19 protein-coding genes are annotated in these 18,194 nt (G+C 70.5%); 7 read left to right on the top strand and 12 right to left on the bottom strand.

The features are described from left to right. Positions 1–92 precede the first annotated feature (92 nt). A complete protein-coding gene (locus F4561_RS18635; RefSeq protein ID WP_246437229.1) occupies positions 93–1,016 on the bottom strand; it encodes a LysR family transcriptional regulator in 924 nt (307 codons plus the stop codon). 107 nt (positions 1,017–1,123) lie between these two features. Beyond that, positions 1,124–1,588 carry a MarR family winged helix-turn-helix transcriptional regulator gene (locus F4561_RS18630; protein ID WP_184580681.1) on the bottom strand — a complete coding sequence of 155 codons (465 nt, stop codon included), beginning with the start codon at positions 1,586–1,588 and terminating at the stop codon, positions 1,124–1,126. A 67-nt stretch (positions 1,589–1,655) separates the two neighbouring features. Here F4561_RS18630 and F4561_RS18625 point away from each other — a divergent pair, with 67 nt between their 5' ends. Beyond that, a complete protein-coding gene (locus F4561_RS18625; RefSeq protein ID WP_184580680.1) occupies positions 1,656–2,537 on the top strand; it encodes a nitroreductase/quinone reductase family protein in 882 nt (293 codons plus the stop codon). Positions 2,538–2,645: 108 nt separating this feature from the next. On the opposite strand, the gene F4561_RS18620 is transcribed toward F4561_RS18625, so the two are convergent. Then, a complete protein-coding gene (locus F4561_RS18620) occupies positions 2,646–3,230 on the bottom strand; it encodes a class I SAM-dependent methyltransferase (protein WP_184580679.1) in 585 nt (194 codons plus the stop codon). 235 nt (positions 3,231–3,465) lie between these two features. Next, positions 3,466–4,140, bottom strand: a complete 675-nt coding sequence (locus F4561_RS18615; RefSeq protein ID WP_184580678.1) for a TetR/AcrR family transcriptional regulator — start codon at positions 4,138–4,140, stop codon at positions 3,466–3,468. An 87-nt stretch (positions 4,141–4,227) separates the two neighbouring features. On the opposite strand from F4561_RS18615, the gene F4561_RS18610 reads away from it, so the two are divergent. Next, positions 4,228–4,515: a hypothetical protein gene (locus F4561_RS18610; RefSeq protein ID WP_221445538.1), complete on the top strand. Its 288-nt coding sequence runs from the start codon at positions 4,228–4,230 to the stop codon at positions 4,513–4,515. Between the two features lie 79 nt (positions 4,516–4,594). Next, a complete protein-coding gene (locus tag F4561_RS18605; protein WP_184580677.1) occupies positions 4,595–5,122 on the top strand; it encodes a hypothetical protein in 528 nt (175 codons plus the stop codon). 61 nt (positions 5,123–5,183) lie between these two features. Here F4561_RS18605 and F4561_RS18600 read toward each other — a convergent pair whose 3' ends face one another. The 5 genes from F4561_RS18600 to F4561_RS18580 all read right to left on the bottom strand — a co-directional run bounded on the left by F4561_RS18600 (position 5,184) and on the right by F4561_RS18580 (position 11,389). Continuing rightward, positions 5,184–6,152 carry a hydroxymethylglutaryl-CoA lyase gene (locus F4561_RS18600; protein WP_184580676.1) on the bottom strand — a complete coding sequence of 323 codons (969 nt, stop codon included), beginning with the start codon at positions 6,150–6,152 and terminating at the stop codon, positions 5,184–5,186. Between the two features lie 60 nt (positions 6,153–6,212). Continuing rightward, positions 6,213–7,574, bottom strand: a complete 1,362-nt coding sequence (locus tag F4561_RS18595) for a tripartite tricarboxylate transporter permease (protein ID WP_184580675.1) — start codon at positions 7,572–7,574, stop codon at positions 6,213–6,215. Next, positions 7,574–7,930 (bottom strand): hypothetical protein, encoded by a 357-nt coding sequence (locus F4561_RS18590; protein ID WP_184580674.1) that lies wholly within the window; start codon positions 7,928–7,930, stop codon positions 7,574–7,576. The genes F4561_RS18595 and F4561_RS18590 overlap by 1 nt, the downstream gene beginning before the upstream one ends. A gap of 90 nt (positions 7,931–8,020) precedes the next feature. Next, entirely contained in the window at positions 8,021–9,409 is a 1,389-nt protein-coding gene (locus F4561_RS18585; protein ID WP_184580673.1) for a hydroxymethylglutaryl-CoA reductase, degradative, read from the bottom strand. Between the two features lie 36 nt (positions 9,410–9,445). Next, positions 9,446–11,389 (bottom strand): helix-turn-helix domain-containing protein, encoded by a 1,944-nt coding sequence (locus F4561_RS18580; RefSeq protein ID WP_184580672.1) that lies wholly within the window; start codon positions 11,387–11,389, stop codon positions 9,446–9,448. 749 nt (positions 11,390–12,138) lie between these two features. On the opposite strand from F4561_RS18580, the gene F4561_RS18575 reads away from it, so the two are divergent. Both F4561_RS18575 and F4561_RS18570 read left to right on the top strand, forming a co-directional pair. After that, complete coding sequence (locus tag F4561_RS18575; RefSeq protein WP_184580671.1) at positions 12,139–13,557, top strand: hypothetical protein; 1,419 nt, start codon at positions 12,139–12,141, stop codon at positions 13,555–13,557. A 52-nt stretch (positions 13,558–13,609) separates the two neighbouring features. Then, on the top strand, positions 13,610–14,047 hold the full coding sequence (locus tag F4561_RS18570) for a hypothetical protein (protein ID WP_184580670.1): 438 nt from the start codon (positions 13,610–13,612) through the stop codon (positions 14,045–14,047). A 255-nt stretch (positions 14,048–14,302) separates the two neighbouring features. On the opposite strand, the gene F4561_RS18565 is transcribed toward F4561_RS18570, so the two are convergent. Then, positions 14,303–15,112 (bottom strand): helix-turn-helix domain-containing protein, encoded by an 810-nt coding sequence (locus tag F4561_RS18565; protein ID WP_312885362.1) that lies wholly within the window; start codon positions 15,110–15,112, stop codon positions 14,303–14,305. A gap of 86 nt (positions 15,113–15,198) precedes the next feature. Between F4561_RS18565 and F4561_RS18560 the strand changes: the two genes are divergently transcribed. Next, entirely contained in the window at positions 15,199–15,594 is a 396-nt protein-coding gene (locus tag F4561_RS18560; RefSeq protein WP_184580669.1) for a nuclear transport factor 2 family protein, read from the top strand. A gap of 131 nt (positions 15,595–15,725) precedes the next feature. Here the strand turns inward: F4561_RS18560 and F4561_RS18555 are convergent, their stop codons facing one another. Further along, positions 15,726–16,595, bottom strand: coding sequence for an alpha/beta fold hydrolase (locus F4561_RS18555; protein ID WP_184580668.1), 870 nt, complete (start codon positions 16,593–16,595; stop codon positions 15,726–15,728). Positions 16,596–16,614: 19 nt separating this feature from the next. Continuing rightward, positions 16,615–17,058 (bottom strand): hypothetical protein, encoded by a 444-nt coding sequence (locus F4561_RS18550; RefSeq protein WP_184580667.1) that lies wholly within the window; start codon positions 17,056–17,058, stop codon positions 16,615–16,617. A 271-nt stretch (positions 17,059–17,329) separates the two neighbouring features. On the opposite strand from F4561_RS18550, the gene F4561_RS18545 reads away from it, so the two are divergent. Continuing rightward, complete coding sequence (locus tag F4561_RS18545) at positions 17,330–18,100, top strand: class I SAM-dependent DNA methyltransferase (RefSeq protein WP_184580666.1); 771 nt, start codon at positions 17,330–17,332, stop codon at positions 18,098–18,100. Positions 18,101–18,194: the final 94 nt, after the last annotated feature.

The following is an 18,194-nucleotide window of genomic DNA, read 5'->3' as shown; positions in this document are numbered from 1 at the left end:
TCCGGGTGTCCAACACCAATATCCGATTACTTCCATAGGAAGCGCCTATGTTTGGGTGCGCGGCGACCCGGCCGCGCCGGTGGCGGACCTGCTCAGCGGTGTGTGTTGTGCGCGGCGGACAGCGCGATCGAGCGGAATGCCCGGGCCGCGGGGGTCAGCGGCGCCTGCCGGTTCAGCAGGGAGATCCGGATCCACCGCGGGGGGTCGAGGTCGAGTACCTGCGCCCCGCCTTTGCGTGCGGTCCGGGTCCACGCCTCGGTCAGCACCGCGACGCCGGCGCCGTTGACCACGAGCGGGAGGATGGACTCCCGGTGCGCGACCTCGACGGCGATCGGCAGGTCGACCCCCTCGGCCTGGATCTGGTCGACAATCTGCCGCATCCGGCTTCCGGTCGGCGCCGCGATGACCCGCTGGCCGGAGAGTTCGGCCCAGGTGACCCGGTCCACGCCGGCGAAGGTGTGCCCGGGTGGCGCCACCAGGATGAACTTCTGCTCCTCGACCATCCGCGCCTGCACCCCGGGCGCGCTGAGCTCGTCCTTGGAGCCGGCCAGCGCCAGCTCGCACCGGCCGTCCCGTACGGCGTCGATGGACTCCTGGACGGTGAAGACCGCGTGCACGGTGACGGCGATGCCGGGGTAGTGCTCGGTGAACCGGGTGATCATCGTGGTGAGGGGTTCGACGGCCTGCGAGGGCATCGCGGCGATGTCGACCCGGCCGGAGCGCAGCCCTTTGATGGACTCGACCGTGGCACGGGTGGTCTCCAGGTCGCGCAGCACCTGCCGGGCGGGGGCGACCAGCGCGTGCCCGGCCTCGGTCGGGACGACGCGGCGGCCGACCCGGTGGAACAGGGACACCCCCAGGTCGCGCTCCAGTGTCTGGATGGCCTGGGACAACGAGGGCTGGGCGACATGCAGGCTGCTCGCCGCGCGGCTGAACCCCTTGTGGTCGACGATGGCAAGGAAGTACTCGAGTTGGCGGGCGTCCATAACCATCCAGTCGACCATGGTCGGGTCCATCCAAGTTACGGGATGGCACTCGCTGGACGTGCGCCCGGCCTGGCTTTCTGTTCCGGGGTTCGGCTCTGGCACCCGGCGCCGGTCGTGCCGGACCGGTTCGCGCGTGATCAGCCCTCGCCGTCCTGCGCCGCCGCCTCCTCGTAGGCGCGCAGGGTGTCCACGACGAGCCGGCGCTGCTCCGGGGTGAGCGGTTCGAGAACCGTGCGCCACGCGCGGGCGCTCACCGCGAGCCAGTCCTCGACCGCCCTGCGGTGCTCGTCGGCGATGTGCACGATGGTGCGCCGGCGGTCCGCGTCATCCTCGCGCCGTTCCAGCAGGCCCTTCCGGCTGAGGTCGCCCACCATCAGGCTCACCGTCGTCGGCGCCACCTCCAGGCGGGCCGCCAGGTCGTTGACGGCCAGGGGGCCGTCGAAGACGAGGTAGGCCAGCAGCGACAGATGGCGGGGCGCGAGGTCGAGCGAGCGCAGCGCCTCCGGCGGGGGCATCCGCTTCGCGCGGCCCACCAGGCGCGGCATCAGCAGCAGCATCGTCCGCGTTCCCTCGTCGACGCCGATGCCGGCATCACTTGACATGCCTAGTCTCCCAAATTAATTTTGCTTGTAAAGCATATAACCTTTATTGGTCTAGGGGTATCGTCGCATGTCAGACTGGAACGAGACGATCATCGCGGAGTTTCGCGCGAACGCCGGCCGGGTGGGCGGCATGTTCGAAGGTGCGCCGCTACTGCTGCTCACAACCACCGGAGAACGCAGTGGAAGGGCACACACCACGCCCGTCGTGTTCCTGGGAGACGACGACAACGACCGCCTCCTGGTCTTCGGTACCGCCGCCGGCGCACCCGAACACCCGCAGTGGTACCGCAACCTGCTGGTCAACCCGGTGGTCACCGTGGAGATCGGGCTGCCCGACGGGAGCGGGGTCACGAGCTACGAGGCCAGCGCCCGGCCGATCTGGGGCGCCGAACGCAACACCCTCTACGCTCGCCAGTGCGCCCTCAGTCCCGTGTTCACCGACTACCAGGCGAGGGCGGGACGCACCATCCCGGTCATCGCGCTCCGGGAGCACGCCCCGGAACGCGCGCGGGCCATCGGGGACACCCTGGTCGAGGTCCACGCGGAGCTGCGGCGCGACCTCGCCGCCCTCCTCGACGCCGCCGAGGAGTACGCGTCCGGTGGCTCGCCCACCCTGGAACACCCGGTCCCCGATGTCGGAAACCAGCTCCGGGACCGTTGCGTCTTCGTCTGCGGCTCACTGCACCACCACCACGCGGGCGAGGACGGGCGCGGCTTCCCACTGCTGGAGGAGCGCTATCCCGACCTGGCCCCGGTCGTCCAGAAGCTCCGCGACGAGCACGTCGTGGTCGCCGGCCTCAAGGACGAGGTCCAACAGGCCGCGAAGAAGATCGGTACCGACGGCGACGCGGTCCAGGTCCGCGACAGGATAAGGCGACTCGTCACCGAGCTTGAGGAGCACTTCGACCGGGAGGAGCGCCACCTCGTCTCCGCGCTCAACGCGCTGTGACCGCGTTCCCGGCGGCGCGGACCCCGTCGGCGCACGGGCGCCCGAGACGAAACGGGCGGCGGGCAGAGCGGAGCAGCCGTGCGCTCGGGAGCGCCGGGCTCCGGGACGCTATCGGCGCCGCACGCTCACCAGCCAGGCCGGGGTCTCCCCGTCGGTGACCTCGTAGCTGGTCTCGCTGACCTCGATGTTGGTCCAGGCGTCAGTATCGAAGGCGGCGACGATCTCCGCGCGCGTGAGGCTGGGGTGCCCGGCATCGGGGTCACTGAGCTCCAACAGGTGGACCCATCCACCGGGCTCCGAAACGGCGGCCAGTTCCCGGGCGTAGGCGGCGCGGCGCTCGGCGGTGTTTCCGGGAATGTGCAGGAAAGCGGAGTCGAGGGCGGTGTCGAACTTCTGGCCGAGAGCGGTGAGGTCGAAGGCGTCGGCGACGGTGAACTCGGCGGGTAGCGCTCGTTCGCTCGCCTTCGTCCGGGCGCGTTCGACGGCGGTGACGGACCCGTCCACCCCGAGGACGTGATGGCCGAGGGCCGCGAGGTGCAGGGAGTTCTCCCCGGTCCCGCACCCGACATCGAGAACCCGCCCGGCGAACCTGCCCTTCTCGGCCAGGGCCACCACCGCGGGCTGCGGCCGCGCCGTCTCCCACGGTGGGGTGGTGCTGCCCCGGTAGTACGGGTCGAAGCTGTCGTAGCTCATATCGCGCTCCTCGGGTTCCTGTTCGCGGCCGCGGCCCCCGGTCGGCGGTCCCGACCGGGCACGACACGAACGCTAGAACCTTAACCGGACTTGAAGTCAACCGCTCGCCTCGGTCGCCCCCAGGGCCGCGACCGTGCGCGACGGGCTGGGCCGGCCGAGCCGGCCGGCGAGCCGCACCAGGTCCTCGGTGGCCGGGTTGCCGGTCGCCGGCTTGCCGCGTGTCAGCGTCGGGACCTCAGCCGGGTTCCGCGCTCCCGGGGGCGGGGGAGGCCGCCCCGGGTTCCGGAGGCGGTCGCGTCTGGGGGGAGGCGTTCCCGGCGCGCAGCGCCGCCCCCAACGTCTCCAGCGCGTAGGTCTGCTGTTCCACGCCCTCCGGCCCGCGCCCCAGATAGCCGGCGACCTCCAGCTGGGCCTGGCCGTGCACCGTCTGCCACAGCAGGCGGGCGATGCTGTCGGGGTCGCCGTGCCAGATTCCGCTGTCCACGGCCTCGCGGACCGCGTCGGAGAGCACGACGTAGGCCTGCCAGGTCTCCTCCAGGGTGGCGGGGTCGGGGTGGAAGCCGGGGATCACGTTGCAGAACATGACCTGGAAGAGCTCCGGGTTGGCCAGCGCGAAGTCCCGGTAGGCGCGCGCGATCGCGATGAGGCGCGCCTCGAGGTCGTCGCCCGCCCCCGCCGCGGCGCGGGCGAGCTCGTCCCGCAGCCGCCGGTACCCCTCAGTGTAGATCTCGCTCACCAGGCCGAACTTGCCACCATGGCTCGTGTAGATCGCCTGCGTGGAGGTGCCCAGCTCCGCGGCGATCCGGCGCACGGTCAACGCCTCGGGGCCCTCGCGGAGCAGCGCGAGCGCCGCGTCGAGGACCTTCCCCCGTGCCGGTCGTCCTCGTCCGCCGTGTGGTTGGTCTGGCATCCGATCTCTCTCCCGCCCCGCCTGGTCGCGCATCTCATTGTGCCCCTGGGGCTTCCTCCATGAGCATGACGGTGTTATAACTAAGTTATGGCACATACTCCAGAGGACGCCGAACCCAGGCCGGTCCCGCGGGTCACCGCGGTGGCCCGGGCCTGTACCGACCGCCGTGCGCTGCGCCTGGTCCACGCCGCTCTGGCGGTGGTGCTGGGGCTGTTCGTCTACAGTCCGTGGATCGACCCGGCAGTGGTCCAGATCGCGGTGTTCCCGCTACTCGCGGGCACGGGCGCCGTGATGTGGCAGTCGGGCCGCATCCGCCGCGCCCTTGGCCGCGGCAACCGGCGCCCGGCGGGGGCGCCTTCGCGGGGGCGGCCCTGACATGCGACCACTCCCGTATCCGCGGCGGCTCGTCGACCTCCTCGAGCGCCGTCCGGCGAACCGTACCCTCGCCCTTCTGGTGCCCCTGACGGTACTGTGCGCCCTCGCCGCCCAGCTCACCATGCAGTGGGCCATGCGGCGCGCGGAGCATCCGCTCAGCCTCAACGCCGCCAACCTGGTCTCCGACCCGGACGAGCAGCGGAGGCTCTACGCGCTACTGCTTGAGCAGGGCACGTTCCACTGGTTCGTGCGGACCGAGCTGATCGACCTGCTGTGGGCGCTGTCGCTGGCCGCGGCGCTGGTGTGGGTCACGACCGCGGTCGGGCGCGGGCACCCACAGGGCTCGCGGTGGCGCAGGCTGGCGCTGGCGACCGTGCCGCTGGCGGTCGTGGTTCCCGCGATCGACCTGGTGGAGAACGCGTTCTCGCTGACGATGCTGGCGGACCCGGACGGGTTCGCGGACTGGCTCGCGCCCACCCACGCCGCCGTCTCCCGGACCAAGCTGACCGGCCTGGCAATCGTGCTTCCCTACTACGGGCTCCACGCGGTCGTGCTCGGGGTTCGCGCGCTGAGCACGCCCCACCGGCGCGAGCGCGTCCGAGGGTAGGCAACGCGGCCAGGCGGGTGCGGCGCCGCGGGGTGTCGGGACCACACCGCGGCGCCGCGGCTCACCCGCCGCTGGACGCGGTCGTGCCCAGGGCGGTGACCGTGCGCGACGGGCTGGGCCGGCCGAGCCGGCCGGCCAGCCACACGCTCGTCCCGACCAGCGCGTCCAGGTCGACGCCGTGGTCGACGCCGAGACCGTCGAGCAGCCACACCAGGTCCTCGGTGGCCAGGTTGCCGGTCGCCGACTTCGCGTACGGGCAGCCGCCGAGGCCGCCCGCCGAGGCGTCCACGGTCGACACCCCGCACCGCAGCGCGGCCAGCGTGTTCGCCAGGGCCTGCCCGTAGGTGTCGTGGAAGTGCACCGCGATCGATTCGGTGGGCACCCCCGCCGTTTCGAACGCGCCGATCACGGCCTCGACGTGCCCGGGTGTGGCCACGCCGACGGTGTCGCCGAGGGACAGCTGCCAGCAGCCCATGTCCCGCAGCCGCCGGCCCGCCGCGACCACCTGGTCCACCGGGACCGGTCCCTCCCAGGGGTCGCCGAAGCACATCGACAGGTAACCGCGCACCGCCAGCCCCTCGGCCCGCGCCCGGGACACGATCGGCTCGAACATCGCGTACTGCTCGGCCATGCCGCGGTTGAGGTTGCGCCGCGCGAAGGACTCGGTGGCGCTGGCGAAGACGGCGATGGAGTCGACGCCCGCCGTGAGCGCGCGCTCCAGCCCTCGCTCGTTCGGAACGAGGACCGGGTAGCGCACGCCCGCGCGGCGGTCCAGCCGCTCCAGCAGCGCCTCGGCGTCGGCGAGCTGCGGCACCCACTTCGGGTGCACGAAGCTCGTGGCCTCCAGGGTGCGCAGCCCCGCGCTGGCCAGCCGGTCCAGGAACTCCAGCTTGACGTCGAGATCCACGGTGGCGGGCTCGTTCTGCAGGCCGTCGCGCGCGCCGACCTCCCAGATGTCCACCCGGTCGGGCAGCGGCGCACCCTCTTGCGGCGGAATCCGCATGGGTAGCCCGGTGTCGCGCGTGGCCACGGCGGCCCTCCTCTCTGTCGGTCCCCGTCACGGGGATATGTCCCCACGCCCGGCGCGGCACTACGCGCCGATGGCGAGGTGCTCCATGAGCCACGGCGCGGCGTACAGCGTCATGAACATGACACCGTAGTTCACTCCCCAGCGGTGCAGCCGCCCGGCGAAGATGGCGAGGACGAGGACACCGGCCACGCCGAGCAGTCCGGCGTCCAGGAAAGCGAGCAGCACCACCAGGGAGACGAACAGGCCGAGGAACGCCTCGTGGGGGATGTGGCGGAACACGAACTCGCTGATGCGTTCGGCGTAGCGGATCGCGACCTGGTACGTCACCAGCAGCGCCACGAGCGCCCCGATCACGGTGGCCGCGACGATCTCCCCGTAGCTCAGCAGGTGGTGCAGGTTCTGGTCCAGCGTGAGCACGGGCGGGGCGTTGAAGAGCGGGTTCGCGGGGCCGATCGCCATCGGGCTGACCGGGACGCCCAGGGCGATCAGCGGAACCAGCACGCCCGCGATGTAGGTGGCGTTGGCCAGCCCGTCCATGGTCGAGATGGCGCGCGCAGCCCGGGCGACGCGGTCCTTGACCCGGCTCGCGAGCGCCTCGCCGATCAGCGTCGTCGTGCCGACCGGGGTGAGGAAGAACGTGAGGGTGCCGAGGACGGCGCCCGTCGCCGCTGACGCCTGCTCCTTGCGGTCCAGGATCCGGAACGGACTGGCGAAGCCCTTTACCCTAGCGGCCTCGCGCAGGTCGATGCGGGCCGGATCGCGGCGGCGCATCGACTCGCGCCGCGGCCGCACGGTCAGCTCGAACAGGCTGTAGATGAGCGGCCCGATGGTGATTCCCAGGAACAGCGACACGAAGACCGAGGCGTCCGCCTCCACAACGCCCGTGACCTCGTAGAGGCCCCGCAGCCCCTGGATGAGCACCGCGAGCGGCACGATCGCGGCGAGGCTGATCCAGCGTTCCCGGGAAAGCAGCGCCAGGACCACGGCGCCGGCGAGGAAGACGATGTCGGCGTAGTCGGCGACCAGGTCCGCCAGCGGCGTGAGGGCGTAGGCCAACGCGAGGCTGGCCGGGACGGCGACCAGGGTGCCGATGACCGAGCCGGAGGCCATCTTCTGGATGCTGGTGCCGGCGCGCCCGTGGGACTTGAGGACGAGGGCGTGCTCCACCATGGGGGCGCTCATGACCCCGCCCGGGATTCCGGCCACCGCCACCGGGATGGAGTCGGTGAGCTTCTTGGCGACGATCGCGCCCATGAAGAAGGCCAGCACGACCGGCAGGGGGACTCCGGCGAGGACCAGCGCCAGGGTCACGGGGGCGAGGACGGCGGTCTCGTCGGTGCCGGGTGCCACGCCGATCGCGGTGTAGAGGATGGTGGCGCCGAAGGCCGCGAGAACCATCCACAGGATGAGCATCGGGTCCATCAGCTACCCCCTCCGGTCCTGGCTTCGGCCTGACCGTCGGCGTCGCCGGGAACGGGGCCGGGTTCGGGGGCGGCCGCGTCGTCCTCGTCACTGGCGCGCACGTTCACCCGGCGCTGGGCGCGGAACAGCACGGCGCACAGGATGAAGCCCGCGAGGGCCCCGACGAGCCCGAAGACCAGTGGCTGCGGGGGCTCCCCGGGCGCGAGCAGGTATCCGCCCATGGTCAGGGTCAGGATGATCCCGGTGCTGAGGACCAGGTTGCGCAGGGAGACGGTGTCGGACCAGACCTCGACGTAGCGACCGCCGCTGTCTGCCTCCACGTGAGCGGCGCCGCCGCTGGTGCCGTGTTCGGCCATGGTGTGCCTTTCCGGGTTCGGGGGATTGCCGCCGCTCCGTCGCGGAGCGGCGGTGTCACTGCGGTGCGCCGTCCTGGCGGGCCGGCGCTGTCACTGTCCGCTCGGCGCCCGGCGGATGTCGGCGAGCGCGGCTTGCGCCCGGTCGTGGCGGAACGCCCCCTCCTCGATGAGCCGTTCGGCGACCCGCCCGACCTCGTCGGGTTCGGCACCGGCCGCCACGGCGATGTTCTTGGCGTGCAGCGACATGTGGCCGCGTTGCACGCCCTCGGTGGCCAGCGCGCGCAGCGCCGCGATGTTCTGCGCCAGGCCGACGGCCACGACCAGTTCGGCGAGCTCGGCGGCGGTGTCCACCTCGGTGACGGCGAGGGCGGCCCGCGCCGCCGGGTGGGTCCGGGTGGCGCCGCCGACCAGCCCCACCGGCATGGGCAGTTCGAGGGTGGCGGTGAGGTTTCCCGCGGCGTCCTGCTCGAACGTCGACAGGGAGGTGTAGCGCCCGTCGGAGTTCACGGCGTGGGAGTGGGCGCCGGCCTCCACGGCGCGGGTGTCGTTGCCGGTGGCGAGTACGACGGCGGAGATCCCGTTCATGATGCCCTTGTTGTGGGTGGCCGCCCGGTAGGGGTCGGTCGCGGCCAGCGTGTAGGCGTGCACCATGTCCTCGACGACCCGCGGCCCGCCGAGCGTGGCGGCGTCGAGGACGGCGCGGGCGCGGGACAGCCGCAGGTCGGCCTTGTTGGTGAGGATGCGCAGGATGACCCGGCCGCCCGCGAGCTCCGCGACGCGGTCGGCGATGGCCTCGGCCATGGTGTTGACCGCGTTGGCCCCCATCGCGTCGCGGACGTCCACGACGAGGTGCGCCACGACGTAGTCGCCCTGGTGGCCGGGCACGGTGCGCACGGTCAGGTCCCGTACGCCGCCGCCGACCTCGGCCAGGCCGGGGTCCTGGGCGTCGGCGAGGGCGATCAGCTCCGCGCGGGCTTCGAGCAGGCGCAGGCGCGCGGCCCGCGGGTCGGCCGCGTCCACCACCTGGATCTGGGCCTGCATGATCGGAGCGCTGCTGCTGGTGCGGAAGCCGCCCAGGACGCGGGCCACCCGGGCGCCGTTACTGGCCGCGGCGATGACCGATGCCTCCTCGGTGGCCATCGGGACCAGCACGTCGCGCCCGTTGACGGTCATGTTGGTGGCGACCCCGACCGGGAGCCCGATCGTGCCGATCACGTTCTCGCTCATGATCTCGGCGTCCTCGACCGTGAGCCCGCCGGTGGCGAAGCTGTCGAGCCCGTCGGGCGCGGTTCCCGCCAGGCGCGCGACGGTCGCTCTGCGCTCGCCCGCGTCGAACGTACGGAAACCCTTGATGGTGCTGTGGTCGGCCACTTCGATCGCTCCTGATCGGCTACGCGTGACAATGCCGCGGCGCGCGGCGTGTCCTGGGTCACAGCCAAGCCGATGCGGTTCGGCCGCTGACACAGCCGAACCGGCCATAGTGGCAGCGCAGAGCATGTCCGGTCGCGACACGGGTCAGTGGTTCCCGCTCGGGTCGCGGCGCAGCCGGTGCAGGCGCACGGCCACGGACACCCGGAAGAACGCCTCCGGGTCGCGCCAGCCCGCCCCGAGCAGCGCCGTGACCCGGTCCAGCCGCTGCTTGACCGTGTTGACGTGCACGAACAGGTCCCGCGCGGTGCGTGCGACGTTGCCGTTGCGGGCCGCGAAGCACTCCAGGGTGGGCATCAGCTCGCTGCCGTGGCGGGTGTCCCAGTCGATGACCCGGCCCACCGTGAGGTCGACGAAGTCCGCGGCCCGCTCCGCTCCCGGCCCGAACATCGCCAGGTACGGCGCGAACTCGCCGGCGACGGCGGCGGCGTCCCGGATACCGAGGCCGGGAAGCAGCTCCGCGCACTCCCACGCCGCCCGGACCTCCTCGGCGATCCCCTCCGGGCCCACCGCGCGGTCCGCGGCCACGGCGACGGCCGGACGCAGCGAGGCCGCGGCCAGCCGGCGGTGTACCGACCGGGCGGCGTCGCGCGGGACCTCGGCGGGCATCAGGACCACCGTGCCCTCGCGGTAGTCGCCGACCAGCCACTCCGGTGCCGCGGACCGCAGAACGCGGCCGACACCGTAACGGTCCGCACCGGACAGCACCGCGACCGCCGACCAGGACCGGTCCAGCCGGATGTTCCGCGCCCGCGCGCGCCGCGCGGCGTCCTCGATCGAGCCCCGGCCCGAGACCAGGTCGGCGACCAGCTCGCCGTGGCCCCGCGCCTCGGCTTCGGCGACGGCCTGCTCCCGCATCGTCAGCAGCGCGACGATCTGCGCCGCCCGCTCGACGGTACGCCGCTGCACGGCGGCCAGCCCGCCGTTGGGCGCCGCCACGAGCAGGCCGCCGAGGTGGGTGTCACCCGCCACGACCGCGACCACGATCGGAGGATTCCGGTCGGGCGCACCGGCGGCATCGACGCAGTGTCCCGACTGCCGGCTCCGCTCCAGCGCGTCGCGCACGCGCGGTCGAGCCCGTCCCGTGGAGTCCCACCAGGTGTCCGGCGCGCCGTCGGTGGCGGCCTCGCGGCGCAGGTCGCGGTCGGCGAGGGCGACGGGGCATCCCAGCGAGCGGGCGAGGGTTTCCACGACCTCGCGGGCGCCCTTTCCGGAGAGCACCAGGCGTGTCAGGTCCTCGTGCAGCAGCGCGGAGCGCTCGATGTCGGCGGCATGCTGCTCGGCCCGCGCGTGGGCGGCCTCGGCCGCGGCCGCGGAGGAGCGCTCGGCGGCGAGCAGCCGCGCGGTGTACAGAATGACCGCGGCGTGGTCGGCGAACGCGGACAGCAGCGAGATCTCGTCGGCGCTGAAGGTGTGGGCCGAGCGGTCGGCGGCGAACAGGACCCCCAGCACCCGCCCGCTCGCCACCATCGGTACCCCCAGGAGCGAGTGCATCTCCTCGGCCCGCACCGCCGCGTCGACCTCGGTGTCGCGCGCGAGCTCCAGTTCCGTTCCGTAGTCCGCGGTCCACTGCGCGGTACGGGTGTGCACGACCTTGCTCGCCAGGCCGACACCGGCCGGAACCCGAAGCTGGTTCAGGTCGGCCGACACCGCCCCCCGGGTGGCGCGGACCCACAGCTCGTCGGTCGCCTCGTCGTACTCCGACAGGTAGGTGACGTCCGTGCCCATCAGGTCGTGCGCGCGCTCCACCAGGCGCCGCAGCAGCGTCTGCACGTCGCGCAGCTCGGCCAGCTCGCGGGCGCTGGAGGTCAGGGCCGCCCACTCGGCCTCCCGGCGCCGCCAGCTGGCGACCCGCGCGGCCGCGCCGACGATGTGCTGGACGACCTCGTCCGGCACTTCCGGCGCGGCACCTTCCGGGTCGAGCCGGTGGCGGACCTCTCCGGTGGATACGTGCCGTCCGGCGGCGACCAGGTCCAACGCGGCGACCATGGTCGCCGCGTCGATGGTCCCGCCGTCGTGCCATGCGTCCATGCCCTCATGAGAGCACACGGCCAGCACGGGTCGTGCCGGGTATCCGCCCAGGTGGCCGGCGTAACGCGGCTCGGGGCGGGATGGTTCGCGCGACGGGGTCGCTATGGTGCGGTACGCACGAACCGACCCGTCCGCGTCCGACCCGCGGGACCTACGACACGGTCGCCAGCGAGGCCGAGCGGGTGGCGCCACTGGTGGTTCCGGCAGTTCGCCTCATCGCGGCACACGACCCAGGCAGATCACGTGGGTTTACGGGATTACGCTGGATTTTTCCTGCGAGTGCAGGCGTGAAGCCTGCGGTGGCAGGAGGTGTGTACAAGACAGGTTCGCTTCGCGCGGCGTGGGCGCGGCTCCCGATGGTGGGTGAGATAGCTGGCCGCTATCGCTTGCGGGTTCCTGACTCGTGGCCAGTCCCCTTCCCCGCGTCGCTTTGAAGATTCGCTTCCGCTGACTCGAGAGGTGCTTCTGTTCCTGCTGAGGAAACGGATCTCGAAAGTCCTTATTGTTCCATTTCGGAAGCATCTTTCGCATTTCCAGGGGTGCCTGCGGTCACGCCTTTCAGGAAAGCTCGAGGCTAATGCGAAACAAGGTGAAATAGCCTGCCCGGGCCCCAGTTGGGCCCAGGTTGGGTCCGTGGTCTCTATTTAGAGTTTCCTGTGGTTCGTAGTGTCCCTTGCATGGTCCGATGTTTGCCACGTGTTCACCTCTCAGTCTCGGCACGGGTTGGTCGTCTGCCGAGACTGCGCCCGGTGCGTGGCGACACCGGATCTGCGTTCTCCGAGTACGGGGCACTGATATTGCTGGTGGCGGTCCTAGTGGCCGCGGTGCTCCTGGGGTCCCTCCCGCGGAACGTCTCCGATCTGATCCGCGATGGCGTGTGCAAGGTGCAAAGCATCGTGACGGGCGAGGAGTGCGACGACGGCTCGCCCGAAGCGTCCGACCCCAACTTCCTCCCCGAGTACTGCATCCGCGAAGGGCACAAGGAGGAGACCGGATTCGAGATCAGTATCGGCTTCTTCGAGCTGGGCCAGAAGTACTACTTCGCCAAGGAGACCCTCTCCGACGGAAGGGTCGTCGTGACGATGATGCCCTCGTTCGAAGCGGCCGCGGAGGCCAAGGCGGGTGGCGGTATCGACTTCGGGGAGAACTCGCTGAAGAGGGAGACGGGGGGCAGCCTCCAGGTCAAGCTCGCGACGGGCAACACGTTCTTCCTCGAGGACGAGGAGCAGTTCCAGGAGCTCAAAGCAGACATCGACAAAACCCGTCTTGAGGACATCCAGGACATGACCAACCCAGTGGGGTCCCGGCTGTCCCGATGGATCACTGAGAAGGTCGGCATCTACGAGCCTCCCGACCTGCCGCCCGCCGACGTCAAGACCGGGACCTTCGGGCTGGAAGCCGAGATCGGGAAACCCATCAACAAGTGGCGGGCCGACAACGGCGCCACCCCCGAGATGAACCTGACGATCGGTACCAAGCTCGACGTCGCCCACTGGTACGACGAGCCGGGCAACGACAAGACCGCGCGCACCTACACCTACTCCGGGCAGGGCGACCTGGGGGTCGACAGGATGGGCGCGCACGTCAACGGCGGGCTCAGCTGGAGCGGCGCCACCCGGATCATGCGCAACGAGGACGGTTCGCTGAAGAACATCCGGTACTCCACCACCGCGTCGGGCGACTGGAAGGCTGGAGTCGAGGGTGAGGACGGCGCGACCGCGGACGTCGAGGCGGGCGGGAGCCAGGCCGTCACCCAGGAGATACAGCTCGACTTCGAGACCCCCGAGGAGCAGGCGATGGGTGAGCAACTGCTGGAGGACCGCGGGCTGCTGCCGCCCAAGAACGTGATGGAGTCGATGGCCAACCCGATGATGGACCCCGAGGAGGGCGGGGACATCAACGAGGACCCCGGCGAGGACGCCGAACCGTATGAGCAGTTCGCTTTCGACAGGGCTCGGGTGTGGCAGTACCAGTCCGACGTCGAGTCGACGGATATGAACTTCGGCGCCAAGGCCAAGATGGGGATCTCGCTCGGCGCGAGCTTTGGGTGGAGCACCGAGGACTCCAGCACCACCGACGCCCAGATCCTCGAAGGCCCGGAGAACGGTGAACGGACCTTCGTCAGGCACGAGCCCTGCATCGCCGAGGAGCACCGCGACAGGAACTGACACGATCAGGGGCGGTACGGGCGTACCACACCGGGCGGGAGCGAGGACACCGATGGACACCGAGCGGCGGACCACGTTGATCAGGGGCGCGGTAGCGATCCTCGCCGTGGTGGTGTTCTACGCGGTGTTCTTCATCGTGTGGACGGCCGTGCTGTCGAACATCTACCTCACCTACAGCTCGCTCCTTCGGGGCGAACGTCCGTGGGTCGACCTGGCCCTGTGGGCCGTGCTTCCGTATCTCGTCTCGTCGTTCCTCATGGTGGTGATCGCGGCGTTGACCTTCGGGCGCGACCGTCTGCGGTCGCGCCCGGGCTGGTTGGTCGTCCTCACCCCGCCCGTCCTGGTACTCCTGGTCGACTTGGTCGTGGGCGTCACGAGGGGCGACCCGTGGTACGTGCTCATCCGGTTCGCCGCGGTGGCAGCCGGTGCGGGCGCCGCGTTCTGGCTGGTGCGACCCCGCGAGCGCGGACACGCCGACCTCCTCGACTAGCCGTTCCGTACCACCGCTCCCCAGGGCTGGGCCGTCATCCTCAAAGAAGGTGTGCGGACCGGCGGACGGGAAGGTCCGAATGGCTGAACCGAGCGCGTGCGGCGGGCGCACTTGCTGGCCCGAAAGCCCGTTGACCAGAGCCGGTCTTGAGAATCCCCGCTCTGGGCCGGTAACGCGTCCAGACCCGTCAGGTCGAGTATCGGCCAGCACGTCGAGCGCGGCAATCGCCCCGTCGGTGCCCGCGAAGCCGGCCCGCTATCCCGTTCGGACCGCTGTTCCGAGTGCGGTTTCCCTCCGGGCGCGGAGGAACGCGGCGGTGGCCTCGTCAGCGGGGAAGTACGACTCCATGGCGATCTCGGACAGCGTTATGTCGAACGCGGTGCCGAACGTGGTGACGGTGCTGAAGAGGCGCAGTTCCGTCCCGTGGTGGTCGATGCGGATGGTCAGGGCGACCGCCGCGGGGTCCGGGTCGGCGGGCTCCACGGGAGGGCCGTAGGAGAGGAGCTCCTCGTAGAGCTGGCTCAGGTCCGGGTCGCCGCTGCGGTGCACCTGCTGTGCGAGCCGCGGGAGCAGGTACCCGCGTATCTCGGGCAGGTTGAGCAGGCGAGGCGCGAGCCCGTCCGGGTGCAGGCCCAGGAGCATCATGTTGACCGGCGGTCCCAACAGCGCGGGGTCGGCGCCTTCGAGGAAGACGCCGGCCGCCGCGTTGCTGAGCAGGATGTTCCACCGGCGGTCCAAAGCCAGCGCCGGATACGGCTCGTGTCCGTGGAGCACCTGCTGGATCGTCTCGCGCGCCATGGCCAGATCGGGGCCGTCCAGGGGGCGTTCCTGGTAGACGGGTGCGTACCCGGCCGCGACGAGAAGCCGGTTGCGCTGGCGCAAGGGCACGCGCAGGTGCTTGGCGAGGTGCAGCACCATCGAGCGGCTGGGGAGCGTCCTGCCCGTCTCGACGAAGCTGACATGCCGCGTGGACACCTCGGCCTGGATCGCCAGGTCGAGCTGGCTGAGCCCGCGGTGTTTCCGCCACTCGCGCAGGAGCGCGCCAACGGGTTGGTCCTGAGCCACGTACCGGTTCTACCCGGTGGCGGGCGGGGGCGCCATTACCCGGTGTGTAATCGACAGGCCGGGCCCGCGTTGCGAGGGTCGACCGCATGACAGAAACCCCTCATCAGGCGCCCACCCAAGCGGAACGTAACAGGCAGCGCGCGCTGCACGCCTTCGCGGAGTTCGCCAACGGCGACATCGAGGTCCTGCGGAGCCTTCTGGCCGACGACTTCGTCGAGCACAGTCCGGGCAACCCGTCGGGGCGGGACGCGTTCATGGAGTTCATCGCCACGTCGCCGGTCGCCGGTGCCACGCTGGATCTCAAGCGGGTCGTGGCCGATGACGAGTACGTCGTCATGCACTACCTGATGCTCGTGCCCGGGGACGACCGCGGCACCGCCGTCGCGGACATCTGGCGGTTCGACGGCGAACGGATCGTCGAGCACTGGGACGTCGTACAGCCCGTGCCCGCCCCGGAGGAGATCCCGAACGGCATGGTCTGACACGTGCCGGCCGGTGTCCGGGTGGCCTGTGGCGATCCTTGGGAGGCCACAGGCCACTGCCTCGGCAGCAGCGCGCCGAGCCGCACGGCGGGCCTCGGACGCGGTGGTCCCGCCACCGCCTCCGCGGCGCGCTAGCCGACCGCGGCCTTGTGCTCCTCGTTGATCTTCTGCAGCGCCTGCTGCATGTAGGTCTTGAAGACCGGATAGTTCTCGCTCATCGGGAAGTGCCCGATCTTCTCCATCTCGATGAAGGTCGCGCCGGCGATGCCTTCGGCGGTCCGCTTACTGTCCTCGGGGGTCGTGAGGTAGTCGTACTCCCCGGTGAGCATCACGAGCGGACAGTTGGACGTGTCGATCTCCCCCAGTCGGCCCCGCAGGTCGTGGTCCCGCGAGTAGAAGTACAGGTCGCCGCGGAACGCCTCGGATCCCTGGGTGTAGTAGAACCAGGTCGCCGCCCGATCGCTGTCGGGGGACTGGGGAGCCATGAGGTCCCACACGCCGCTGGCCGATACCTGGGCGGCGTTGGCGTGCGGGTGCTGCCACCAGTCGAGGAAGAAGCCCGGCGAGTAGTCGGCCCCCTCCACCGAGATGATGCCCCCGAAGCGGTCCGGGTGGTGCAGGGCGAGCTGCAGCGCCTCGTTCCCGCCGAAGGAGCAGCCCATGAAGATCGGGTCGCGTAGTTCGAGGGCGTCGCAGAAGCTCGTGATGAAGGCGGTGTACCACTCGGCGGTCAGCCGGTACTCCTCCTTCCACCACGCCTTGTTCGCGGGCGGGTCGGACTTTCCGTGGTTGGTGAGGTCGTAGGCGATGACCCGGTAGTCGCTCGTGACCTCCTCGTCCTCAAGCAGGTAGCGCCACTGGTGGTTGTGGCATCCCGCCGTGTGCTGGCAGACCAGCGGCTGGCTGTTCGGGTCCCCGTTCTCCAGGAAGAAGACTTTGCACTGGTCGCCAAGTACGTCGATGGTGACGTAGCGTCCGGTCACCGGTGATAGCTCGGCCATGTCTGGTTCCCCCTCGGTGTTACTGCGACGGCTCTCGTTGCTTGGGCGCGGACACGTCCTCCTGGACGGGGACTCCGCTCACCCGGAGCAGCTCCATCTGGCGGGTGAAGCAGCGCAGGTTCTGCATCAGCACCAGCAGGTCACCCTGCATCTGCATGTCCTCGCGGAAGGTCGCCGCCCAGATGCCGTGGGCCATGGGGCGCGGTTCCGTTTTGCCGAACTCCTGCCAGGTGTCCTCGCTCGCCCGGAGGAGGAACTGGTACCGCTGGTCCAGCGGGCCGGGGTCGACGAGGATCTCCTCGACCCTTCCCCGATGCATCACAACCTGGTAGTTGTGGTTGCCCATCTGCAGCATGTACGAGCAGTCGAAGTGCTTGCCGTGCGCTTGCAGCTCCTCGTCCTGGTTACATACCCGGGTGAAGTTCTCCACCCAGTCGTCGGCCATGACCGTCGGTGTGGCCATGTCTCCCCCCTCGCAATCGCGTTGTCCGCGGAAAGCGGCCGTGCCCACCCCCGTGGGTGTTCGGGTGATCATCGGGGGTGAGCGCACGGTGTTCCCCCGTCGGCTCTTCCCGGTGTGGGACCGGCTATGAGGCGGTTGGCGGTTTCCTGACCCGCTCTGGACGGAGTGTTTAACCGGCGCGGATCCGGGTGCCCGGTCCGTCCCGGTCCGCTGCGGCGCGGAGCCGGAAATTCGCTGGCATGTTCCGGAACGCGCTTTGTATCGTCCGGCCATGGACGACCCTGAAGACGGATACTTCGGAGAACGAATCGCGGCGAAATACGACGAGGAATCTGCGGAAAGGTTCCAGCCGAGTGTCCTTGAGCCCACGGTTGACTTCCTTGCGGAACTCGCCGCCGGCGGTCGGGCGCTAGAACTGGCTGTCGGTACGGGGCGCGTAGCGCTGCCGTTGTCCCAGCGCGGCGTTGACGTGCACGGCATCGACCTGTCGAAAGCGATGGTGGCCCGGCTGCGTGCCAAGCCCGACGGCGACGCCATCGGGGTCACGATCGGCGACTACGCGACGACCACGGTCGAGGGTACATTCAGTGTCGCCTACCTGGTCTTCAACACCATCAGCAACCTGACGACGCAGGAGCAGCAGGTGGCCTGCTTCCGCAACGTGGCGGAGCACCTCGAACCCGGCGGCTGCTTCGTCATCGAGGTTGGTGTCCCCGAACTGCGTCGGGTCCCGCCCGGCGAGCACACGCGGCTGTTCGAGGTGAGCCCGACTCAGTGGGCCTACGACGTCTACGACTTCGCCACCCAGCAGATGAGCTCGAACTTCGTGCAGCTCGTCGACGGCCGCGGCCACTTCCACTCGATACCGTTCCGCTACGTATGGCCGGCGGAACTCGACCTTATGGCCCAGCTCGCCGGGCTGCGGCTGCGCGAACGCTGGGAGGACTGGACCCGGGAGCCCTTCACCGGCGACAGCCGCAACCACGTCTCCGTCTGGGAGAAGCCCGCCGGAACGGAGGCGGACCCGGTTCAGCGCGCGTGATCGGCGAGGATCCGCTCCGCGGCCCAGCGGCCGTTGAACGCGGCCGAATCCGACCAGGGGAAGCCACTGCAGGGTAGTGGCCGAAGAACTGGGC

Origin of the sequence: Lipingzhangella halophila (assembly GCF_014203805.1) — a bacterium.
GTDB lineage: Bacteria > Actinomycetota > Actinomycetes > Streptosporangiales > Streptosporangiaceae > Lipingzhangella > Lipingzhangella halophila.
The sequence above is the reverse complement of the archived record's forward strand: the minus strand, read 5'-3'. Positions and strand labels throughout refer to the sequence as shown.